Here is a 23132-nt window from a genome sequence, read left to right as displayed (position 1 = left end):
TGGATTCAACGAAGCGGTTGAGGATACTATTCAAACAAATAAGCCCACATTCACACATACACGAGAGATTGTGATTCAAGATAACATATATTTTAAAAATTCATTACTCTATGAAACAAAAAGACTCCCATCTTCCGAAGAAGATAGGAGTCTTTTAATCCGTTCGCCCAATAAGGTAAGGGGATGGATTTAATTAATAAATTCGGTGACTGGCACTAAATATTTATATCGTTAGATAAAAGCAGAAAATCCTAATCTCTTTAAAGATTAGGATTTTCTTTAACCGTTCAAATCAATAAGGGATTTTACAGGTAGAAATTATTCAGCAGTAACTGCTGCGTCGAAAGTAATTTCAACAGTTGTTGATTGGCCATCTACTACTACAGTAGCTTTTACTACAGAACCTGCAGATGCAGTTTTAACTGCAGCTGTTGATGTACCGTTACCTTCAAATGAAACAGTTCCAGAAACTTTTGTGAATGTTACTTCATCAACTGAAGATAATGCACTAGATTGAACTTTATATTGGTCAGTTGTTTTGAAATCTAATGCATCTAATACTTGTGCAGTAGTGTATTTTACAGAAGTATCTGCAACTTTTAATGTAGAAGTTACTTTATCAGTATCTTTAGTAAATACATCTAATTTTTGAGCTTTAGATGGTGCAATTGAGTAAGTCACAGGTACAGTGATTTTTTCACCTGTTGCATTAATTGTAACAGTTGCATTGTAAGTTTTTTCTGTGATATCTTTACCATTTACATCTTTGAAATCAGCTGTTGTAAGTTCAGCTACTGTTGGTAAGCCTTTTACAGAGAATTCTCCAGCACTTTCATCTAATAGTACTGTTTCTCCTGCTTTAGTTGAAGCTTTTACAGTAATTGAATCATCAGTATAAGGAGCACCAGCAAGTTTATAATCAGTTGTATCTCCTGCTACTAATGCTACAGTTGGTACTGCTACTGCGCTGTATGATGCTAAATCTGCATCTTTAACAACAGTGAATTTTTTGCTATATGCACTTGCGCCTTCAGCTTTTGCATCTGAATTATCAATGTTAAAAGTAATCGTATCAGATGTAGCAGTAATACCTGGAGTTGAAGTTAATTTAACTGTTCCTGGAGTAGTAGTAACATCAAATGGAGAGTTAGCACCTAAAGCTGCTACTGCTTCAATTGTTACACCAGATAATAAGCTTGAATCAGTATCAATAGTGCGGCCATATTGATCTTCGATAACAAAGTCTGCTGCATCGAATGTAATACCTGTTGTATCATTTTCACGTAAGCTTGTGATGAAGTCTTTTTGAACACCAGTAATTGTAGTTGCTTCTGCTGCGTCTTTTACTGTCACAACTTGTGAAGCAATTTTTCCTGATTTTGTAGTTACAAGAATACTAGAAGTTCCTTTTGTTACTTTAGAAGCATCTTTAACAAGGTAAAGAGTACCGTTAATTTCTTGAATGCTTAAACCTGTAGTTGATGTATCTAAATCATTTAAACCTCGTGCAGAATTAATTGCATTGTATTCTTTTAATGTTTTAATTTCATTGCCTTCATTATCTGTAAGAGTCAATGGCAATTTAATATCTTCACCAGCTGCTACAACTTCATTTGTTGGAGCACCAAGAGTAATACCAGCAATTGATTTACCTGCTTTTACAGTTACAGTACTTTGAGCAGTTTTACCAGTTGCTTTTACAACAAATACTAAGTTTGTTGAACCAGCTGCTACATTTGTAACTTTTACTGCAAGAACAGATTTACCATTGATTGTTGTAGACTCAATTGGATTAGATGATGGTACTGTTGCTACTGCAGCATTAGTGTTAGTTACAAGAACTGCTGTATTTGCAACGTCTGCATCAGTAATTTCTTTACCATATTGATCTTTCACTGTAACTGGTAGGTAGAAATCACCAGTAGAATCTTCTGATAATGTTTCGCCATCTTTATTGTATAAAGTACCGACTTCGACATCTGAAGCTACCGCTGAAGATGATAGAGTGATTGTTTTATTAGTTACTGTACCTGTTGTTTTATCAACAGCTGTAATAACTACTTTATCATCCGCTTTAGCTAAAGTAGAATCTAAGTTAATAGTAATTTGGCCTTTGTTATCTACAGAAGCTGTTTCGCCAGCTACCGCTTTTACTGAAGTACCAGTAGCAGTGATGTCTAAGTTACTGTAATTTGCAGCTGTAACATCTTCACCATATTGGTTTGTTACTTGAAGTGCTGCTGTTGCTGTTGCTTTATCATCAGCTAAAGGAGCTACATCAGAAAGCACTTGGATACCAGCAACTTTTTCATCAGCAGCAGTTACAGTACCAGTTAAAGTTGATTCACCATTTTTAACAGATACAGTGTAATCACCTTTAGTTAATTTTGAAGTTAATTCGATTGTTGCAGATTTTTTATCTGCTGCAATTACAACGCTTGTAACGTTTGATTTAACTGAACCTTTAGCTACAGAAAAATCAGATTCTTTTACATCATTTGCAGCTTGGTTGAAAGTAACTTTTAAAGATTTAGCGTTAATCGCACTTTCTATGTCTTCTCCCCACAATTAAAAGCACCACAAGCCCTTGGTATTACTGAGTTTGTAGTGCTTTACTTTTAATTTATGATTATGGGTAATGTAGATTTTCTGCAGTAGCTCATCCCCCTGTAGCAAGGGAAAACGAAACTGTTTTCCCTTGCCACAGGGGGATGCTATCCTTACATCCACTCATCATATTGTTGCTTTCGCGCATGGTTATATAAACGGGTATACAATTCGGTATGTCGAGGTATTTCGTGTCCTAATAATGCTTGGATATATAGTTGCGACATTCCTTTGATTGCTAAATGTGCGGCAAACGTATGCCGCATGGTATGAGGGGATATCTGAATCCCCAGTTCTTTCTGATAGTTTTCAAACCAACGTTGAATGGCTCTAGGAGAAATTGGCCCATTCTCGTAACGGTTTATAAACAAAAACGGAAGGGAATCCGTTCTTTCTTGTAAGTATGCCTTTAGATGATTCCCACATTCATTCGTAAACAATACAATCCGTTCTCTTTTACCTTTTCCATTTTGAATGAGAATACTCCGTTCTGACCAATTAATATCGTCCTGCTTTATGGCACATAATTCACGAATGCGAACTCCAGTAGCGTATAACAATTCAACCGCTGCTTTTTGACGTAATTTTCCTGATACCAGTTGTCTCAGTTGGTTCAATTGGTCTATTTCTAAGTACCGCGGAGTTATTTGTTTTTCTTCTGGAATTATTATTGAGACCGTTGGATTATGCGTGATAATTTTCTCTTCTAAGCAAAAACCAAAAAATGGCTTAATTCGAAATAACTTTGTTCTTACTGTTGTAGATGCATAGCCATCTTCATGTAATTGAATCAACCAGCTACGGATGTCACTGGAGGTAACATCCTGAATCGATTTTTTACAGTACGCAAAAAATTGATATACATTACATTGAATAGCTGAAAGCGTGCTTGTCACAAACTTATACTCATAATCTTCTTTGAATTTCTTCATACATTCTTGATAAACCATATTGATTCCCCTATCCCATAAACTTTCGGTATTCGGCAATAATCTCCTTTTTCGGGAGTCGAGCATAAATTTGTGTTGTCGCAATGTCACTATGCCCCAATTCCGCTCCAATAAATGTTAATTCGGCCCCTTTTGCTAATAGTTCTGTTGCAAATGTATGGCGAAACCGATGAGGGTGTAATTTCTTATCTAGTCCTGCTTTTTCACCGGTTTTTTCAATAATCCCTTGAATCTGTCTAATGCCAAGACGCTTGCCTGTCGTAAATGAAATAAAAAGAGCTGAGGATGAAACTTCTTTTCTGGTATCTAAATAGCGGTCTAGTAAAATGGCACACTTATCGTTAAAATGAACTTGGCGAACCTTTTTTCCCTTTCCAACAACGGTTGCTATACGGTTTTCCATATCCACATCCTTTAAATTGAGTCTGTGAACCTCTCCTACGCGGCATCCGGATGTTAGCATTAATTCAACCAAGACTTGATTTCGCAAGGGCCCTTTCTCACTTTGTTGGCGTATTTTTGCAATATCTGCTTTATCTAAATACTTTGGAACAGGCTTGGGGAGTCGAGGAAACCAACTCCTTTTGATAGGAGAAAGTTCGAGATAGCCTTCTTGTACACAAAATGTAAAAAAAGAGGATAAAATGCTAAGACATCTTTTGAATGTCGATTCTTTTACATGCTCATAATGCTCCCTATACCATTTTATGATGGCTTCAGAGGAAAGAGAGGAAAAGGATTCTTGTTGGTTGATAAAAAACTTTTCTAAAAATAGTCGATATGTTTTAATGGTCGACTCACTGTGATTGGACAGTTTTAGGTTTAATAAAAATTCACTAACCTTCTCTTGGTTTTCCTTATTCAATAACTGCTTTGTTAACTCCCAGTAATTGTCCATTTGCCTTAATCTCCTTCTATTATTTAACTCTGATATCGGTCATATTGTTTTTTCCGAGCATGCTCCATTAATCGAGTGTATATCCTTGTGCTATTAATATTGGCATGACCGAGTAATTCCTGAATATAGCTTTGTGGCATGTTTTTTTCTGCCAAATGTGCTGCAAAAGTATGCCGCAAGGTGTGAGGCTTGACTTTAAATCCTAGCGCCTGCGAATACTCTCGGAATTTCATTTCCACATAAACTCGACTTAAATGTCCTCCACGATTGTTGGAAAATAAGTATTCATTGTTATACTTTCGCTGAGAAAGATACGTCTTCAATCGTTCTGCACAATCATGCGTAAATAGCACAAACCGCTCTTTATTTCCTTTACCTTTTCGGATCCAAATCTGCCGTGTTTCCCATTTGATATCTTCCAGTTTAATCTCCAAAAGCTCACTTACCCTTGCGCCTGTTGTATATAAAGCCTCTACAATAGCCCGGTCTCTTGGATTTTCCTTTGTCTGTTCTTGAAGTAAGACCACTTGACGTTTACTTAAATAATATGGAAGCGAATCATCCTTTTTGGGAGTATGGATAGTCAGTGTTGGATTTTTCTTTATTTTATTTTCTTCCATACAATATTGATAAAATGATTTTATAGCACTTAATCTTAAGTGAATAGTACGCGGTTTTAGTCCTTGCTCCTCCATAGAAGCTAACCAGGAACGGATATCTGTTGACTTTATCTCATTGTAATTTTTTTCACAGAACGAAAAAAATTGTGTGAGAGCTATTTTATAGCTTCGAATCGTTTCTGGGCTAAACCGAGCTCTATTATCATCAAAAAAAGACTTCAAAGATTCAAGATTCATAGGTATCTACCCCATTTTATTTTGATAGGCTAACATCATGTCTTCAGTGGGAATACGTGCATAAATTCGTGTCGTATTCAAATCCGCATGACCCATTTCATCCGCAATAAATTCAATTTCTGCTCCTCTTGCCAACATGTTTGTGGCAAACGTATGACGAAAACAATGTGGATGTAACGTCTGCTCAAGACCTGCCATTTTTCCAAGTTTCGTAGTAATTTTGTAAATTCCAGTTTGTCCAAGAGCATTGCCAAATTTGTTCATGAATAGCGGTTCTGTTGGATTTCCTGACCGAGTCTGCAAGTATTCTTTCAATACGATTGTGCATTCTTGAGAAAAGTGTATATTTCTTATTTTTTTCCCTTTTCCTTTAACTTTGGCCGTGCGTCGATCTATATCGACATCTTGAATGGTTAATTGAGAGACTTCAAATCTTCGACATCCAGAGGAAAATAGAAAGAGTACTAGTGCTCGATCCCGAAGAGGTAATTGTTCTGCAGCCATTTTGACACGAGCATACTCATGCTCATTCAGGTATTTTGGCAATGAATGAGGAATTTTTGGTCGCCAACGATTTTTAATGACCATAGTTTCCAAATAATCTTCAGCAATACAAAACTTGAAAAATGAAGAAAGCGTCGAAAGCACAAGATCCAAAGTCCTTTCTTTTTTACCGACAGAGAATTCTTGGAACCATTTTAGAACGTCGTTTGAAGTTAAATCATTGATAGGAACAGCACATTCACTAAAAAAGCGCTCTAATATTGAACAATATTTTGAAATGGTTGCTTCTGCTTTATTTGCTAGTTTTAAACTTAGCAAGTATTCGTTTAAAATTGTTTTAGCTTGTATTGGAATAGCTTCATTGGTGCATTGCCAATAATTCTGAGAACGGTTCACCCTTTTTCATCTCCTTTCTTTTTTATTCTTGGTGTTATTTCCGACATCGGTGTGATAGCACCATTATTACCAAATATTTTGTTTTTATACGAGAGCATGGGAAAAAGGGCTATCGCAATTGGTCGCGATAACCCTATAGTATTTAATTAACATGACTACATCGATGTTTTCCAAATAATAGTCACCAGTAATATTTATTAGTAATTTAAACTAAGCAAATTTAAAATTTTAATTGTTTATCTTTATTAAGACCAACTTATATGCTCTTTCATTTTGTTGAAAGAGTAACATTACCATTATAGACATTGTTGTAAATTTTAAACATGAATTTAATAAAAAACTTATATTTATCAACTATTGATCATTTGGAACACTGTTTTGATGTTTGCTACAATTTCTATTTATAAAAAAATCGTTTAAAATTTACTACAATTTTTGATAATGAGTTAACCCCTTATTCTTCACCATTTTTAGACTCACTATATTTACTCTTTTAGCACTCATGAATATCCCTCCTAAATATAAAAGCCCTCATGCACAAATACATGAGAGCTAGTAATTTAAGATAATAATATATATTTAAAAAGAGATTCATTACTCTATGAATCAAAAAAGCTCCCATCTTCCGAAGAAGATAGGAGTCTTTGAATCCGTTCGCCAAATAAGGAAAGGGTAAGGATATTTCATCACTTCATTGACAGAGACTAAGTTCTTAATCTCCAGTCTATTATCTATAATTGTATGAAAATCTTAATTGTTTGTATACCCTAACAAATTGTATAGAGCCATAAAAAAGAAGATCCTAAACTCCGAAAAGATTAGGATCTTCTTTGTATTAAAACCCGATCAACCTATAAGGGATAGATTATAAATTTATTATTTAGCAACATTTACAGTGAATTTCACTGGTGTTGAGAATGTGATAGTTTTATCTGCAGCACCATCGTTAACTGTAATAGAGTTAACCAATACTGTTGCTGTACCTTCAGCTAGTGTACCTACTGAGTAGTCTTCACCACTTACAACAGCATTATCTGCAACTTTAGAATCTGTTGATACAAAAGTTAAACCAGTTACAGTATAAGTGTTTGTTGTATCTTCTTTGCCATCGATATAAACTTTTACGATAGATTCTAATTTATCAGCTAAAGTATCATTTGCTTTTGCAGATACAGAATATGCTGTGAAATCAGTTGTATATTTAGCAGTTGTGTCAACAATTGTTACTTCTTTTTGTGCAACTGTAGTAGCACCATATTTAACAGTTACAGTGAATTTATCTCCAGCTTTTGGAGTATAACCTGATTTTGCTGCTACTTTACCACTAGCTACTTCAAAGTTGTCATTACCAGAGACAGCGATTGTAGCACCTGTTGTTACATCTTCAACAGTTAAACCTTCAGCATCAGCTGTATAAACAGATGGTTCAATTGAAACTGGAGTACTATCTTTGATGTCAAATGTTGAATTTAAATCTTTTACTACATATTGTGTAGCAGAACCAGAAGCTTTAACTACTACATTTAATGTAGTTGTTTTATCATCAGCAGTTACTTTAACAACATAAGTTCCTGCTGTTGCACCAACAGCTGTTGTTAAATCAAAAGTATATTGACCATCAAAATCAACAGTTGTGTCTGGAGTTACAGATCCAGCTGATACAGCTGTTGCAGGTGTTGTACCATCTGCTTCAAATACAGCTACAGTTGGTGTAGAGTTGAATCCATTACCATATTGATCTTTTACATTTAAAGTTACTGTAGCAGAATCTGCAACTGTGTTTGTAAGAGTTAAAGATGATTTATCTGCTACAACTTTATCAGTTGCTTTTGCAGCTTTCACTGTAATTTCTACAGTTTTTGTAGATACTACTTTACCATCTTTGTTAGTAAGAGTTACTTTTACAGGAACTGTACCGTTAGAAAGTGCAGTAATGTTACCAGTAGATTTATCTACTACTGCTACATCTAGGTTTTGAGATTCATAAGAAACACTGTAACCAGCAAATACTTCACCTGTAGCAAAGTCATCAGCTGTAAATTTATTGCCAAATTGATCTTTAAATTCAGCTTTTAAAGTACCAGTTGGACCATAAATAGTTGTATTTGGTTTATCAAATGAACCATCTGATAATGTTACTGTAGAAATAGATGATAAGTCATTTGCAGCTACAGATACATTTACTTGTGCACTTTCAGCTAATACTTTAGTAGCGTCAGTTGCATCTTTAATAACAACTTTTACTTTAGCAGAAGTTCCTGCTGTTAATGTTACAACACCATCTGTAGAGATACCATTTGTTGCAGTAGTATCAAATGTTACTTGTGAAGAAGTTGCTGGGTATAAAGAAGTTACATCTACCCCATTAGCATCTAATACTTTGTATGCGATTGTACCGTTATTTTCAAGAACTTGATCTGCTACTTGAACTGATGCTGGAGCTAATGAACCAATAACTAAATCACCAGTTAGAGTTTCTTCACCATTTTTAAGTGATACTGTGTAAGTAGTATTTGCAGCTACTTCGCTGTAGAATTCTACTTTAGCAGATTTTTTGTCATCAGAAAGTGTTACAGCTTTAACAACTTGTTTTTCACCAGTTGCTTTATTAGTTACTGTTACAGCTGCTTTATCTAAAGTATCTGCTGATACTGCTTGGTTAAAGTTGATAGTAGCAGAAGTAGTGTTAATCGCACTTACTGAGTCAACAGCAAGATCAACAATTGCGCCATCTTTGTATAATTTTTCAACTCCGTTTGCATCTTTTAGAAGACCGTTTGCTAAATCAGCATCGAAGTAGAATTTACCGTTTTCTTCAAATTTAATTAAACCTTTATTTTCTTCTGCACCGTTGTAAAGTTTTTCACCGAATAATGCAAGACCTACGTTAAGTACACCGTCTTTATAGTATTTGCTATCATAAAGACCTGTTGTTACTTTTTTAATACCTTTTACGTAGTAAGCACCTGCGTAAGTACCTGTTGTTACTTTTTTAACACCACTTACATAGTAAGCACCTGCGTAAGTACCTGTTGTTACTTTTTTAACACCACTTACATAGTAAGCACCGTTATAAGTACCTGTTGCTACTTTTTTAACACCTTTTACGTAGTAAGCTTTGTTATAAGTACCTGTTGTTACTTTTTTGACGCCTTTATAGTAGTAAGCGCCATTGTAAGTACCAGTTGTTACTTTTTTATAACCTTTGTAGTAGTAAGCACCTGCGTAAGTACCAGTAGCTTTAACGCCGCTTTTATAATAGTACTTTTTGTTGTAAAGGCCAGTGAATTTTTTACCATCTTTGTAAAGTTTACCTTTATAAGATTTGTAACCTTTGATTGCTTTGTTAGTTTTTGCGTTTACTAGTGTACCTTTTGAAGTTACTTTATAAGTAGTTTTTGCTGAAGCATCTGCACCTGGAACAACTACTGCAGTTGTTAGTACTGAAGCACCAAGTACAAGTGCTGTTGCAGACTTAACAAATTTGAAATTTGCCATGAATAAAAATCCTCCCTTATTGGATATGATTAGCATTTTGCTGGTATTTGTTTAACAGCTAATCATGCTTTAGCCTAATTATCGACTATCGTAGGGAGAATTTCCACCTTTTTTTCTGTAAAAATATTGAACTTAAAAAGTAGAATATCACCATTTTGATAAAATAGACAGAAAAATAATATTATTTTTATTAAAAATTAAATTATTTTTGATAATTATATAGTATTAATACAATTTTCACATGCGCACTAGGTATTCAGAACTGTTTTAGGGGTCAATATTTTACTATTTTCACTAAATAATATTGTATTTTTACAATTGTAATAATTTCATATAAATGAAATATTATATTTATGCATTATTGGTAAAATTATAACGGGGATAATTGGATATTATTTTGAGTTTCTTCCTTTATATATAGGTATTTACGAGGGGTAAATCTTTTTCTACGGCCTTATCTATTAAACGTTTACGCAACCATGAATTTCCATTACTATTACAAATGTTACAAAAATGATAATTCAAATAATAAAATATCATACACTTATGTATAGATATAAATTCCTATGTATATTATCATATAATTTTTATTCTTATACTTGTTCTTCCATCTTCATCATCGTTTTCTTCATCATCTCAACCAACTCTTGAACAAGATCTTGAGTTGAAATTGGAGTTTCGTCATTTCCTCTATGGTATCCATAAGCCAATATTTGCTTAAATTCTTCTTGTAATTGTTCAGTAGTCACAATAATACTTCCTCCATAAACTATATTCCGTTTTTTCTTATTTTAACCAACCTAAGTTATCAAAACTTTTCAACATTAATACTATCCTGTATCTTTTTCATTACAAAAAAGCTAACTTCCTTATAATCAGAAGTTAGCTCACTTTCATTCTTTTTTCCCGTATCTTCCTCACAACAAATCGAATTAACACCAAAGCAACGATCGCACCCGCAAAATCTATCATTACGTCATAAACAGATGGTGTACGCCCTCCTACCAATGATTGATGGTATTCATCTGTTCCCGCGTATAGAGTAATACATAACCATGCCCAGAGGAACCTATTTTTAGTAAAGGCAAAATATAGAAAGATAGCTAATAGGCCGAATACTGTAACGTGAGCAAGTTTGCGAATGATAAAGTTGAGAATATCTGCCATTCGTCCATCGATTCCAAGCCATGTTTGGATGATGTCATGTGTATTGGATCCTGTTGCTGTAGGTGATGCTGTAATGAGGAAAATGACGAAAGCCCATAGAATACTTAGGCATATAAATAAATAATTTCGAAAGTTCATGTTATCCCCTCCTTGCAGGATTTTAAGTTCGATGCCAGTCGAAGCATATATTATCTCTTTTTTCTTTTTTCTTTCTTATATTAAATATCGTATCATTTTGGTCACTATAAATGGGGCAGTTTGAAATAATGATGAGGGTCAATTTATATCCTTGGTCATATCAATTTGTTTTATAAGCGGACGTCAAAAAGCTTTCTCTAAGGTTTCATTCATTCAACCTACCATCATTCTTCCAACACCTCCGACCACTCCCCACTAATTAAATAGATCTGCTAGTACAAAAGAGGACAACTTAATCAAAAAAACTCATCATACCAAAAATGATGAGTTTCGTTTAGCCTATTCCCTATCTTCTAATCTCTTACAACTTCCAACAAAATCCCTGCTTTATCATCACTTTGCTCGAATCTTAGGTATTGTTGGCATAATGGGTCGTCTTTTTCCATTTGGTTGATTTTCTTGTTGGTGCTCGTGAGTTTTTTGTTAAAAATATGTTTGGCGGTTTGGAGCCAGGTTTCTTGGCATGGAGGTTTATGGCCAGGTATTTGTAAGCCGTCTGATAAAAGGAGGATTTTCTTTATGTCCATTAGTGGGATTCGGCCGCTTTCCCAGTACCTTGAGGAATTTCTGCTGCCATCGACTGTACCAAAGCCTTCATATGTATTGGAACTTTCGCGGCATTGCATTCGATATGCCTGACTGAGTATTGCTGCGTTTTTATAGCAATCTTCTAGCTTCTTTTGTGAGTAATTGCGATTGAGGCCTTTTTTAAGTTGATTAAAGTATTTCTTATGTTTCTCAATGTACTTTTCTTTAAATTTTGCAGTATGGTCGTAAGTTAGTGAGCGAATTGTGCCATTACTATACTGCACGAAGATCATACAGCTGCCTGTTTGGAGATAATAGAGCCATTCATCCGTCACTTGGATAGCAGCAAAACTACAAGAATTTCGAATGTCTTTCTGTACATCAGGATAAGACTCCCAAATCTTATTGCCCTTTTTCATCAATCTTAATTCATTATTCGCAGCTATCACACTTTGTTCCAATGATAAATCATTATATTTCGGACTACTCAAAGCATTAGCTAGTATTTTTGCTGCTTCTTTCCCAGAAAATGGACCAAAGCCTGATTCCCCATCGATAACTGCGAAGCGTCCTCTCGTTGTATTAATTACAACATCATCCTCCGAAACTTCGTTTTTGCCTTCATCCTTTACTGCATCCATGACATTTATCACGGTTGTTCAGCTCCTTAATCATAATTTGTTAAAAAGATTCCCTTCCATTGAATCTTTTTACATATTTACGGTAGCATATTTAGTTCTATAGTTGTTCATTTTCACAGTTAATTTACAAATTATACACAATATTTTAAATTTTATAAAAATATGCAAAAGTACACGATTCTCTTTAACAATTTACGTCATATCAAATTCCTACTATCAAAAAAAACCAGTAATGATGCGGTTTCGCTAAAATACTACATTTCCTCGACATGTTTATTTCGACGTTTTCACCCCCAAAAAGTGAGTTTTGGCGATTTTACAGTTTCCAATCAAAACCAGTATTCTCAAGGCACCTAGGAAAACAACCGTTGTGCACAATGAGAATGGAAACCATTGATGTATGAATTTGAGCAAGTATTAAAGCAATATGAACCAATGATCTCAAGCGCAATTTTCAAATGTCGTATTTTCAAAAACCACGAATCCTATCGGCAAACTGCCCGCATCGCCCTTTGGAAAGCATGGGAAAACTATAATGACCGCGAAGGAGATTTTGCACCCTATGCCTACACTTGCATCCGCGGCAGCATCCTAGACCAACTACAGAGTGAAAACCGCTACGCAGAACACTACCAACCAGAACAAGATGACATCATCGAATTCTTTGCACCACAGGTAGTAGACTCGGAAGCTTCTATGTTATTAGAAGGATTACTTAACAAAATATCAAAAGACGAACAACAATTTCTGATAGAGTTTTATATATTGGGCTATTCTTATGAAGAGTTATCGGTGAAATATCATGCTTCGGTATCGGCGTTGAAGAAGAGACGAATGCGGATATTGGAGAAGGTTCGTGCGAAGGTTGATAAGATTTAATAACTTCGGATAGATTTATTATAAAAAATGGAGAGACCAGATGTCCCTGGTCTCCCCTTTATTTAATTTCAGATATTAACTTAATTGTAAATCATACCACCATCGGTAATAATATTTTGACCTGTAATATAATCAGAGTTCGAGGATGCTAAGAAAGCTACTAAATCCGCTACATCATCAGCTGTTTGAGATCGACCAAGTGCTATTCCTTCTGCAAATTGGTTGAAGGCTTCACCCTTTTTAGTGCCCATATATTCCATCATTTTCTCATCGAGACGTTCCCACATAGATGTTCCGACAATTCCAGGGCAATAAGAATTTACTGTGATTTTATCTTTTGCAAGTTCCTTAGCTGCAGTTTGTGTTAATCCTTTAACAGCAAATTTTGATGCTGAATATACCCCTAACATTTCAAAACCTTCCTGACCAGCTATGCTACATGCATTAATAATTTTGCCACCTGTTCCTTGCTTTTTCATTTGATTTGCAGCCGCTTGAATTCCATATATAACACCTTTAACGTTAATATCTAAAACACGGTCAACAGAATTTGGATCTGCATCTGTTAGAGGTGCCACTTGTCCTTCAATACCTGCATTATTAATAAATACATCTATTTTGCCGAATGTATCCACTGCTTTTTGAACTAGGGCTACTTGATCTTCTAATTTAGAAACATTCCCTACAAATGAAGTGACGTTAACGCCTTTTTCTTCAAATCCCTTTACTGTTTCACTTAATGTTTCTTCATTGATATCGCTAAGTACAAGTGAAAATCCGTCCTTTGCTAAACGTTCTGCTAATCCTTTTCCAATCCCTTGACCCGAACCAGTAATTACTACAACCTTTTGATTTGTCATTTGATTTACCCCCACAATTTTTATAGATAAATGAATTGTACGCATATCGTAAACTTGTAATCTATCACATTAAGAGATGCAATTCATGTTATCATTAGTTTTTTTTAAAGTAATGATTTCTCTTATTACTAGGGAAAAATTGATGATGAAGTATTAGCTCGTTAAGCTTAATAACAAAAGTTCTTATCACTGATATTATTTAGACAAAAAAGGTTGATTTCCTGTATTGAAATCAACCTTTTGCCAAATTATTTTTGGAATTATTTTCAAAATCAATTCGTATTCAAACACCTTAAGTCCTATTCTAATCCAACTGTCCGAGGCCTTATCCATCAGTCGCCCAACTTATCCATCTAATGCAATCAGAGCAAAAAAACAACTCCCAAAAGGAAGATGTCTCTAAATAAATAATATACAATAGACTAATTGTGATTTCATGCAAATAATACTCCCCTCGATTATACTCCATCTATTTCATAGCAATTTCAAGTTTTAAGCAAGCTAAGTATAGATCTATATCAGTCTGATGCGTCCCCAATATATGTGAATTTGTAGCACGTTGTGAACCATTTTATAGTAGTTTTTTGATTTGACCGCTTACCTTTTTAATTGATAGTTTTTGCTTTTTTTGTAATGACATCTATTCTTACCACGATCTTTAATTGTTTAAACTTAAAATTTTAAATTTACATTTTCACGTTTACTTTTTACACAACAGGGTATTTTAATATGGACAGCTGTGTTTATTTAAAAAACAAATTGTTAATGACGGATAAGGCAATTCGATACTATTAATCTTTTATATAGCCATTATCCAACAATAAGGAGCGGTTTTTTTGGATCAAGATAATTTAACAATTGAGCCTAACGATATAAATGTCGTTAGCACGAAAAAGGCAAGGAAAGCGGTCGTCGCAACAGGCATTGGGAATGCAATGGAGTGGTTTGACTTTGGACTTTACGCTTATCTTGCCGTAATAATTAGTGAATTATTCTTCTCAGGTGTAGGCAATAGCGGTCTACAATTAGTCTTTACATTTGCTACCTTTGCAGTCGCCTTTTTAGTTCGACCAATCGGAGGAGTTATTTTTGGACGAATCGGCGATAAGCATGGTCGAAAAATTGTGTTAAGTGTCACCATTATCATGATGGCTTTTTCAACTTTACTCATCGGTTTACTTCCTACGTATGAAAAAATCGGTATTTGGGCACCTATCCTCTTATTAGTAGCTCGTATGATTCAAGGTTTTTCTACAGGTGGCGAATATTCAGGCGCCATGGTCTATATTGCTGAATCCTCACCGGATAAAAAGCGCGGAAGACTCGGCAGTGGACTTGAAATTGGTACACTGGTTGGCTATATCGCTGCTTCTGGTATTGTGACATTGCTAACCGTATTTCTATCAAATGATCAAATGATGTCTTGGGGTTGGCGTTTACCATTCTTCATCGCAGCACCTCTTGGCTTAATTGGTTTGTATTTGCGTAAGAATTTAGATGAATCACCTATTTATGAAGATATGGAACAAGCGCAAGAAGAAGCAGAGCAACCTACTTTTAAAGATATATTGAAGTATTACAAAAAAGATTTACTTTTAAGTATCGTGATTGTTGCTTTTTATAATATTACCAATTATATGGTTCTCTCCTATATTCCATCCTACTTGACAGAGACGTTGCATATTAAAGAAACAGCAAGTCTAATCATGTTACTCATTGTCATGCTTCTGATGATTCCCCTTGCCCTATTCTTCGGTCGACTTAGTGATCGAATCGGCAACAAATTGGTTGTGCAAATTGGACTTGTTGGGTTACTTGTACTTGCTATACCCGCATTTATGATAATGGACACTGGGCATATTGGTTTAGTTTTTGTAGGCATTTTACTACTAGGCTTCTTTTTAAGTTGTTACGAAGGGACAGTGCCATCACTTCTTCCAACATTGTTCTTCACAGATGTTCGTTACCGCGCGTTAGCTGTATCATTTAACATCTCCGTATCAATTTTTGGTGGGACAACCCCACTTGTAGCCTCTTATCTCGTCCATGCTTCAGGCAATTCATTGGCACCTGCTATTTATCTTGTGGTCGTAAGTGTGATTGGATTCATCGTCTTTACATGGTTACACACCAGTACATCAGGCCTTGCCCTTAAAGGCTCCTACCCTACTGTTGATACCAAAAAAGACTTTAAGGCCGTGTTGAAACAAGACCCTGAAGATGCCCTATGGTGGCTGGAAGAAACAATTGAAGCGAAAGAAAAAGAAAATGAACTTAATAAAGGGCCTGAGGGTGCTCAGTAATTGAATAGAAAAAACGGATTCCTTTTCGATGAGGAATCCGTTTTTTTGTACATTTATATATTCTAACTTCACATTTAATCCAAATTTATCTTCTTCAAAACTTTCTTCGATTCTGACCAATGATATCCAAGCAAATTCCCAACTTCCAGAAAATGATTGACCATAAAGCAAATAATGTTGTTGTAAAACTTTACGACACAGTTTGTTCCAAATGCAAATCAGAATAATTTATTAACATTTACTAATAAGCCTATATTCCGACAAAATTTTCAATTATTTGGTGATATAATAGTGCAAAATTTATAAATAGGAGTGATTTTTTATGAATACCAATAAAATAATCCAATCATCCAACCCAGATGTTGATACTTTAAAATGCCCTAAATGTGGTGCCATTTGGCGGTCAAAAGGTTATTACAATAATAAAGGAGGATGGGTATATGAAATAAAGAATTGCCCATCCGGCTGTCGTACTCGTTTTTTATTAAATCCTGTTGAAGGCGTTGCTATTACACGTAAATTGTGAGGCTAGCGACAATCTATTCATCTTAGAAACAACCAAATTGGCATTATTTTCATCTAAAGCATTAGGGTGTAAACGATCATCTGCAAAAGTTTAGAGTTTTTTTATATAAACACCATTCTTATCAAACAAATAATTCACCTTACCAATTTTAACTTTTCCGGTTTTCATTTTACCGTCTGTTCCAAAATAATACCTTTTCTTTGAAATAGTCTGCCAGCTTGTTTTCATTTTTCCATCTGTTCCAAAATAATAAATATATCCAGAAATGGTTTGCCAACTATACTTTATTTTATACACACCACTTGAATCAAAATAATACTTTTTCCCGGAAATGGTTTGCCAGCCTGTTTTCATTTTTCCATCTGTTCCAAAGTAATATTTCTTTCCAGAAATAGTCTGCCAGCTGTACTTGATCTTATACACACCACTTGAATCAAAATAATACTTCTTCCCAGAGATGGTTTGCCAACCTGTTTTCATTGTACCGTCTGTTCCAAAATAATACTTTTTCTTTGAAATAGTCTGCCAGCTTGTTTTCATTTTGCCATCTATTCCAAAATAATATTTCTTTCCAGAAATCGTTTGCCAGCCAAATTTCAGAGTATAAATGCCCTCTGAGTTAAAATAATATTTTTTCCCAGAAAGAGTTTGCCAACCTGTTTTCATTTTACCATCTGTTCCAAAGTAATATTTCTTACCAGAGATAGATTGCCATCCAATTCTCATTTTTCCGTCTAGGCCAAAATAATACTCATATCCTGAAATCGTTTGCCAACCATATTTTAAAGTGAACACACCATTTGAACTAAAATAATATTTCGTCCCAGAAATTGTTTGCCAGCCTGTTTTCATTTTGCCATCTGTTCCAAAGTAATATTTCTTCCCAGAAATGGTCTGCCAGCCTGTTTTCATTTTCCCATTTGAATCAAAATAATATTTCGCTCCAGAAATAGTTTGCCAGCCCGTTTTCATTATTCCGTCTGTTCCAAAATAGTAAATATATCCAGAAATGGTTTGCATACCGTATTTTAATTGATACACACCATTCGTATCAAAAAAGTACATCTTTCCAGATATCGTTTGCCAGCTCGTTTTCATGGTGCTATCTGTTCCGAAATAATACTTTTTTCCAGAAATGGTTTGCCAACCGGTTTGCATTTTGCCATCGGCTCCAAAATAATACTTTTTGCCTGAGATGGTTTGGAGTCCTGTTTGAACAACCCCATTTTCATCCAAAAGGTACTTTGAATCCGAAATGGTTTGTAAACCATATAAACTTTTTACTGTGCCATCACTATTAAAGTAAATAAATCGATTATCAATTTGATTCCATCCACTACTTAATCTTATGACTTTTCCCCATTCATCCGTGTAATATTTAGCTATGATCGTTTGGTTGTAGTTATAATGATTATGAATGCCTGCATAGGCTTGTCCATTCTTTTCAAATAAATAATCTTCTAATTCTTGCGTTTCTGGATTTATTAACTTTATTAATCCTCTTGAATATTGATAACTGTAATAACCGAAATGATAGTGTTTCCCGTCGATTGTCACAAAGCCATCAGCACCTGTTCCATCATCAGTAAAATAATATTCTCCTACCCAGGTACCTTTATAATTTTTCCCCTCGGAATCAAATCCATATATTTTTCCGTCAAACACATATCCGATCGTGTTGGTAACTGCTCCACCCCCAAATTCAAAATAGTAATAATCGTCACCAATCTTGACTAACTTCTCTTGCTGCATAACCCCATTTTCATCAAAATAAAATAGTTTCTCACTTTTGTAGGTCGAACGAACAAGCTTTTTTAATCCCGTTACCGGGTGCCCGTCAGAATCTGCATAATAGGTTTTTCCATCTATGTATACAAATTGGTCTTGACATAAACTTCCAGGGTAGTAGGAACTATAATAGTTTCCATTAGAAGTGTCATTACTATAAGAGTCTGAGAACAAATAATATTCACCATTAATCTGAACTAACCCCGTTTGTAGCTCACCCGTGTTTACATCCGAGTAACTCCAGTAATCTCTTTTTTTATCTTCCTCAAAATATGAAACATTTGTAAGTTTTGACCATCCTTTTTGTATTATCCCGTGAATAAAAAGATATTTTTTTCCATCAACTATTTGTACTCCCTCATGAGCCATTCCCCAAACATTAAAATAGACCACATGATTATCTAAATCTACAACCTGTGAATTAACCTTTAGATAGCCTGATTCATCTACATTATATAAATATTTTTCAGATCCTTTTTCTAAAAAGAACACCCCTCGGTAAGGTTCTTGGTCATAACCTCCAGTTAATCTATATTTACCATCACCATACCCAGACGCTTGCGGGAAACTCTTATCACTAGGAACCGTGTAGGTGGGTACATTCAAATTGAGTTTTTCAATTTCTTCCACTTTATCTTCTGAGGCATGTGCGGTAACAAAAGGAATGCACATCAAAAACAACAAGACTATAAATACTTTCTTCATATTTGCCCTCCAACTTAACTAATTGCAACTAACTTCAAAACAGTGTTTAATTCTTAAATTAAATATCTACGTTTTGCCCACAACCAATCTCTCACAATATCATATTTTTATCATTTCAATCCCGTTTATAATTAAATCTACAAAAAAAGCAAAAGAAGAGCAATCATTATTTTAACAATGATCACTCTCCTTATCTCTATTAATCAAAATCTACGACAAAGTGGGATGGCAGAGGAATTATTCTGAATGAACTAGAATATCCTGATAATACATATGTAATAATTGGTAAATCGTTTTTTATCAAAAATATCAAATATTTAATATATTTGTTTTTGATAAAAATATATTATTTATATCATATAATTTTTAGGGGGACATATTATGAACAAAATAATGAAATTTGGCATGGCTACAACTTTTGCTGCAGCCGCATTTTTGGAACTTCTTATGTAAGCAATAACGATGGTAATGTACAAGCTGCGAGCATTTATAAAAATTGCACAGCATTTAACAGTAAATATCATCATGGTGTAAAAAGTTCTTCTAAGATTAAAAATAAGGTTAAGAAACGTAATGGCACAATCGTTTATGAATATTCACCTGCCAAAGTTTCTGCAAGTATTTATAAAACAGCTATGAAATATAATTCTGATTTAGATCGAGATAAAGATCATATTGCTTGTGAAAGATAGAACCCTTAAGGCGCAGCGATTGTTGCGCCTTTTAACTTTTTGGGAAGAATTCAAAAAACACTGGATGGTGTACTTTCTACTCATCCGGCATATCCTAAAAGGGTTTTTCAAAGATTTTGATGCTACCTATTCTCCTCATAATAACTAAACACATTCTTACAATATTCTGCCCATGACCTGCCCTCTCGCATAAATTGAACCAACAAAAAAGCCCCCTCCTCAGTCCATAAATAAAGAATACAAGCACGCTTAGAATCATTGATCTCCCGTTTTACTTTGACCAAATCATTTCCAGTCACGATAAAGAAATGCTTTCCCTCAATAAACTTTTCACGCCGACGGTCAAACCCTCTAATCAAACTTCTCGGTCCTACTTCTAGTCTTTTTGCCAAGTTTTTTGTTGTTAGTACGGGCACTCCCTTATATATCATGTGATCTCCTCCTCACCTCTTAAATAGATAGTTTTCCAGGAAAGAGGGACAGGATGATCGAAACTTTTATCCATAAGTACCGTACGTTAACCAAAACTTTTTTTGAACATGTTACTGCTTGGTCCTCTTCTCTCTATTAAATAGAAAAAAAGTAGATAGCGGAGAGATTATGGCGCGCGTCTTGAATAGCTTTCATGAATCATTAGAAAACAGAAAGGCCAAAAAAAGATAAACTTGATATATATTTGATACAAAAACGATATATATTTGATATAATCGATATATTGTATCGACTTTCTACCATTCTATGTATTAGTTAGTATTACTTATTTAATAAAAACAGGAGGATTTTATGGGTACTGCATTAATTTTAATAGGTACGTTAGTAATATTTTTATCTTTCATTGGCGTTATAGTATTTACGGTTTTATTTGTAATCAATAGGTTTAAAAAAGGGCATAAAAGTTATAAAAAACCTATTCTAGTATCTTCAGGATTAATCGTATTGGGATTTATTTTTGGATTTGCTGGTGGAGCAATGTCCCCAGCAGATGACTCTACAAACACAGTAAAATCTACAAGCGATGATTCAAAGGCTACAAAGAAAGAAAAACCAGTAGCATTCAGCTATAAAGATTCGAACACAAATGCCAATAATAATGGCGATTTTAAAGTACCCATTAAAGTACTTGATGGTTATGTTCCAACCTTATCAGAAGACGACGGTGCAAACATTACTAAAAAAGACAGTAATCATTATATTTTAAGTGGAAAGATAAGCAAAAAAGAAGATTCAGGTATGTATTACGTAGATTTTATCTCAGATGATGATACACAATCAGAGATGATTGAGATAGATAATTCAACAGCAAACGCTATTTACGAAAGCAAACAAAGAGCTATTGCTCAAAAGAAAGAAAAGGAAGACGCTTTACATAATGAAGCGAAACTTTCTTATGGTATGTTAAATAAATCACAAGATGGTTATATTGGAGAGCCATATCATATTACCAAAGGCTATGTAATGCAAGCTATGGAAAGTAATGGAGAAACAATGCTATTAGTTGAACTAACTGATAAAGGATATGGTTTCTGGGATGATATAATGGCTATTAATTATCCTAATACTACAGACGCAATTGACGGCGATTTTGTAGAAGTTTGGGGAAGCTTAGAAGAGAAATTAGAATATGATACAAAAATTGGCGGTTCTAATTCGGTTCCACAAATGACAGCTGAAAGTATAAAGGTAATAGGCCATTCAAATTAAATATTTAATAAAATCCATCTACACAAAGGTGGATTTTATTATTACCATTAGTAGAACATATGTACTTACATGCCCACCTGTTTGATCGTAGGCATTTTTTGTGTTGCCTACATTGGTGCAATAAATACGTTTTGGTATGATAGGCACTCAAAATTTTCAAAAACATGTCCCTGATTATCCCTCTCCTTTCTATTTAATAGATAAAAGAGTAGAAAGCAGGGAGAGTATGGCACGTTTTGATTATTTGGCACCTTATATCACTTTTAAATCTGTACAAGAAATGGATGAGCAAGTGGAATCTCACTTTCGAAAACACTTTTATGATTTGACCGCATCAGACCAAAAAGTCCTTTATAAAATCTCTTCACACGCACTAGACTTTCCAGGGGCATGACATTTAAAGGCTCAAACCATTGCAGACGCATTACATATTTCTTTGAGAACTGTTTTTCGGAGTCTAAAGCATTTGGAAGAACTTCAGATTATCCGACGCATCCAAACGAAAAAGATGAATGGCATTAAAGGTGCTAACATCTTTTCCATTTTGCCTTGTCATGACACATCGGCCATGTCACATCAGGAAAAAGCTGAAATCGCTTGTGAGCGTAAGGACGAACCTACACAAACTGAGGAAGAACCATTCTTTTCTATTAATCCTAAACATCATTATGTAAAACATACGTACCCGGTCTTAAATTCAACAATACGAAATCGTATATTCCATTACCTATCCTCCACTACCGGGAATACATCAGAAACGAAAAGATATCTTGATGTCATCCAGAAGCAACTAAATCCTCTTCTAAAATGGGATGTTTGGAAAACGAATGAAAAAAAACTAGAAGACATTAGTTTTACGGCGTTTAAAGAAACAATTCAAAAAATGAAAAAGAAGTTTATTCGAAATCCATTTGGTTATATGCATGATCGGTTAAGTAGAAAATTGGATGCGTTTATGATGGAGATGATTGAGGTATATGCAGAGGAAGCTAGGAATAGTGAAATTGCTTTGTAAACTCTTATGACATTCGAGATATGAACTAAAATAATAGATATTTTCTACAATTCATAATACTTTATGACCTATGCTTTAAGAATTATCTTTTTTTATAACTTTTGACATAAGTGTGTTAATATATTTCCTAGTGTGATTTCCCTAGCATAAGTCAATAGTCACTTGTCGAAAATCTCACTTTTGTTGAATTGTTATATAAATGAGCCAATTTCATAAATCAACGTTTTGATAAAAGCACAAATTTTGAAGATGGACTTTTTAATAAGAACAATGATTTGCAAGTCAGATACAGGTGAGACACCGCCATAAATTCTTTTGCTATTGCATTAAGAATTTCTCTACGCATATTAACCCCAAGATCCTACTCATCGAACGGAGATCACCAGCGCCGACCAGCTCAAGAGTTGTATAAATAAGTT

General features: G+C 34.5%; 19 protein-coding genes. 7 read left to right on the top strand and 12 right to left on the bottom strand.

Annotated features, from left to right (window positions below; translation table 11 throughout):
* Window positions 1–318: 318 nt before the first annotated feature.
* The 9 genes from ACWV26_RS02595 to ACWV26_RS02555 form a co-directional block, all read right to left on the bottom strand.
* The gene (locus tag ACWV26_RS02595; protein ID WP_455896822.1) at window positions 319–2568 is read right to left on the bottom strand and encodes a hypothetical protein; all 2250 of its coding nucleotides are present in this window, start codon (window positions 2566–2568) and stop codon (window positions 319–321) included.
* 152 nt (window positions 2569–2720) lie between these two features.
* Entirely contained in the window at window positions 2721–3557 is an 837-nt protein-coding gene (locus ACWV26_RS02590) for a tyrosine-type recombinase/integrase (RefSeq protein WP_455896821.1), read from the bottom strand.
* Between the two features lie 10 nt (window positions 3558–3567).
* Entirely contained in the window at window positions 3568–4455 is an 888-nt protein-coding gene (locus ACWV26_RS02585) for a tyrosine-type recombinase/integrase (protein WP_455896820.1), read from the bottom strand.
* A gap of 23 nt (window positions 4456–4478) precedes the next feature.
* Window positions 4479–5312, bottom strand: a complete 834-nt coding sequence (gene xerA / locus ACWV26_RS02580; protein ID WP_455896819.1) for a site-specific tyrosine recombinase/integron integrase — start codon at window positions 5310–5312, stop codon at window positions 4479–4481.
* Between the two features lie 6 nt (window positions 5313–5318).
* On the bottom strand, window positions 5319–6212 hold the full coding sequence (locus ACWV26_RS02575) for a tyrosine-type recombinase/integrase (protein ID WP_455896818.1): 894 nt from the start codon (window positions 6210–6212) through the stop codon (window positions 5319–5321).
* A gap of 876 nt (window positions 6213–7088) precedes the next feature.
* Window positions 7089–9710 carry an Ig-like domain-containing protein gene (locus tag ACWV26_RS02570; RefSeq protein WP_455896817.1) on the bottom strand — a complete coding sequence of 874 codons (2622 nt, stop codon included), beginning with the start codon at window positions 9708–9710 and terminating at the stop codon, window positions 7089–7091.
* Window positions 9711–10303: 593 nt separating this feature from the next.
* On the bottom strand, window positions 10304–10459 hold the full coding sequence (locus ACWV26_RS02565; RefSeq protein WP_455896816.1) for a hypothetical protein: 156 nt from the start codon (window positions 10457–10459) through the stop codon (window positions 10304–10306).
* 133 nt (window positions 10460–10592) lie between these two features.
* On the bottom strand, window positions 10593–11015 hold the full coding sequence (locus tag ACWV26_RS02560; RefSeq protein ID WP_455896815.1) for a VanZ family protein: 423 nt from the start codon (window positions 11013–11015) through the stop codon (window positions 10593–10595).
* Between the two features lie 353 nt (window positions 11016–11368).
* Window positions 11369–12256 (bottom strand): PP2C family serine/threonine-protein phosphatase, encoded by an 888-nt coding sequence (locus ACWV26_RS02555; protein WP_455896814.1) that lies wholly within the window; start codon window positions 12254–12256, stop codon window positions 11369–11371.
* A gap of 384 nt (window positions 12257–12640) precedes the next feature.
* Here ACWV26_RS02555 and ACWV26_RS02550 point away from each other — a divergent pair, with 384 nt between their 5' ends.
* A complete protein-coding gene (locus ACWV26_RS02550) occupies window positions 12641–13123 on the top strand; it encodes a sigma-70 family RNA polymerase sigma factor (RefSeq protein WP_455896813.1) in 483 nt (160 codons plus the stop codon).
* An 80-nt stretch (window positions 13124–13203) separates the two neighbouring features.
* Here the strand turns inward: ACWV26_RS02550 and ACWV26_RS02545 are convergent, their stop codons facing one another.
* A complete protein-coding gene (locus tag ACWV26_RS02545) occupies window positions 13204–13983 on the bottom strand; it encodes an acetoin reductase (RefSeq protein WP_455896812.1) in 780 nt (259 codons plus the stop codon).
* An 836-nt stretch (window positions 13984–14819) separates the two neighbouring features.
* On the opposite strand from ACWV26_RS02545, the gene ACWV26_RS02540 reads away from it, so the two are divergent.
* Together ACWV26_RS02540 and ACWV26_RS02535 are read left to right on the top strand one after the other, a co-directional pair.
* Complete coding sequence (locus tag ACWV26_RS02540) at window positions 14820–16286, top strand: MFS transporter (RefSeq protein ID WP_455896811.1); 1467 nt, start codon at window positions 14820–14822, stop codon at window positions 16284–16286.
* Between the two features lie 322 nt (window positions 16287–16608).
* Entirely contained in the window at window positions 16609–16812 is a 204-nt protein-coding gene (locus ACWV26_RS02535; protein WP_455896810.1) for a hypothetical protein, read from the top strand.
* Window positions 16813–16902: 90 nt separating this feature from the next.
* Here ACWV26_RS02535 and ACWV26_RS02530 read toward each other — a convergent pair whose 3' ends face one another.
* Window positions 16903–19305, bottom strand: coding sequence for a hypothetical protein (locus ACWV26_RS02530; protein WP_455896809.1), 2403 nt, complete (start codon window positions 19303–19305; stop codon window positions 16903–16905).
* A 326-nt stretch (window positions 19306–19631) separates the two neighbouring features.
* Between ACWV26_RS02530 and ACWV26_RS02525 the strand changes: the two genes are divergently transcribed.
* The gene (locus ACWV26_RS02525; protein ID WP_455896808.1) at window positions 19632–19997 is read left to right on the top strand and encodes an excalibur calcium-binding domain-containing protein; all 366 of its coding nucleotides are present in this window, start codon (window positions 19632–19634) and stop codon (window positions 19995–19997) included.
* A gap of 122 nt (window positions 19998–20119) precedes the next feature.
* On the opposite strand, the gene ACWV26_RS02520 is transcribed toward ACWV26_RS02525, so the two are convergent.
* Window positions 20120–20428, bottom strand: a complete 309-nt coding sequence (locus tag ACWV26_RS02520; protein WP_455896807.1) for an ORF6N domain-containing protein — start codon at window positions 20426–20428, stop codon at window positions 20120–20122.
* Window positions 20429–20780: 352 nt separating this feature from the next.
* Between ACWV26_RS02520 and ACWV26_RS02515 the strand changes: the two genes are divergently transcribed.
* The 3 genes from ACWV26_RS02515 to ACWV26_RS02505 all read left to right on the top strand — a co-directional run bounded on the left by ACWV26_RS02515 (window position 20781) and on the right by ACWV26_RS02505 (window position 22713).
* Window positions 20781–21698, top strand: coding sequence for a hypothetical protein (locus ACWV26_RS02515; RefSeq protein WP_455896806.1), 918 nt, complete (start codon window positions 20781–20783; stop codon window positions 21696–21698).
* A gap of 226 nt (window positions 21699–21924) precedes the next feature.
* Window positions 21925–22092: a hypothetical protein gene (locus ACWV26_RS02510; RefSeq protein WP_455896805.1), complete on the top strand. Its 168-nt coding sequence runs from the start codon at window positions 21925–21927 to the stop codon at window positions 22090–22092.
* Between the two features lie 72 nt (window positions 22093–22164).
* Window positions 22165–22713, top strand: coding sequence for a hypothetical protein (locus tag ACWV26_RS02505; protein WP_455896804.1), 549 nt, complete (start codon window positions 22165–22167; stop codon window positions 22711–22713).
* Window positions 22714–23132: the final 419 nt, after the last annotated feature.

It is taken from the genome of Rummeliibacillus sp. JY-2-4R (assembly GCF_053847205.1).
The sequence above is the reverse complement of the archived record's forward strand: the minus strand, read 5'-3'. Positions and strand labels throughout refer to the sequence as shown.

Bases quoted from the DNA above. Each gene is read 5' to 3' on its own strand.
- ACWV26_RS02590 (WP_455896821.1), bottom strand. From the start codon at position 3,557: ATGGTTTATCAAGAATGTATGAAGAAATTCAAAGAAGATTATGAGTAT.
- ACWV26_RS02550 (WP_455896813.1), top strand. From the start codon at position 12,641: ATGTATGAATTTGAGCAAGTATTAAAGCAATATGAACCAATGATCTCA.
- ACWV26_RS02545 (WP_455896812.1), bottom strand. From the start codon at position 13,983: ATGACAAATCAAAAGGTTGTAGTAATTACTGGTTCGGGTCAAGGGATT.
- ACWV26_RS02560 (WP_455896815.1), bottom strand. From the start codon at position 11,015: ATGAACTTTCGAAATTATTTATTTATATGCCTAAGTATTCTATGGGCT.
- ACWV26_RS02520 (WP_455896807.1), bottom strand. From the start codon at position 20,428: ATGATATATAAGGGAGTGCCCGTACTAACAACAAAAAACTTGGCAAAA.
- ACWV26_RS02530 (WP_455896809.1), bottom strand. From the start codon at position 19,305: ATGAAGAAAGTATTTATAGTCTTGTTGTTTTTGATGTGCATTCCTTTT.
- xerA (WP_455896819.1), bottom strand. From the start codon at position 5,312: ATGAATCTTGAATCTTTGAAGTCTTTTTTTGATGATAATAGAGCTCGG.
- ACWV26_RS02585 (WP_455896820.1), bottom strand. From the start codon at position 4,455: ATGGACAATTACTGGGAGTTAACAAAGCAGTTATTGAATAAGGAAAAC.
- ACWV26_RS02515 (WP_455896806.1), top strand. From the start codon at position 20,781: ATGGGTACTGCATTAATTTTAATAGGTACGTTAGTAATATTTTTATCT.
- ACWV26_RS02510 (WP_455896805.1), top strand. From the start codon at position 21,925: ATGGCACGTTTTGATTATTTGGCACCTTATATCACTTTTAAATCTGTA.
- ACWV26_RS02570 (WP_455896817.1), bottom strand. From the start codon at position 9,710: ATGGCAAATTTCAAATTTGTTAAGTCTGCAACAGCACTTGTACTTGGT.
- ACWV26_RS02535 (WP_455896810.1), top strand. From the start codon at position 16,609: ATGAATACCAATAAAATAATCCAATCATCCAACCCAGATGTTGATACT.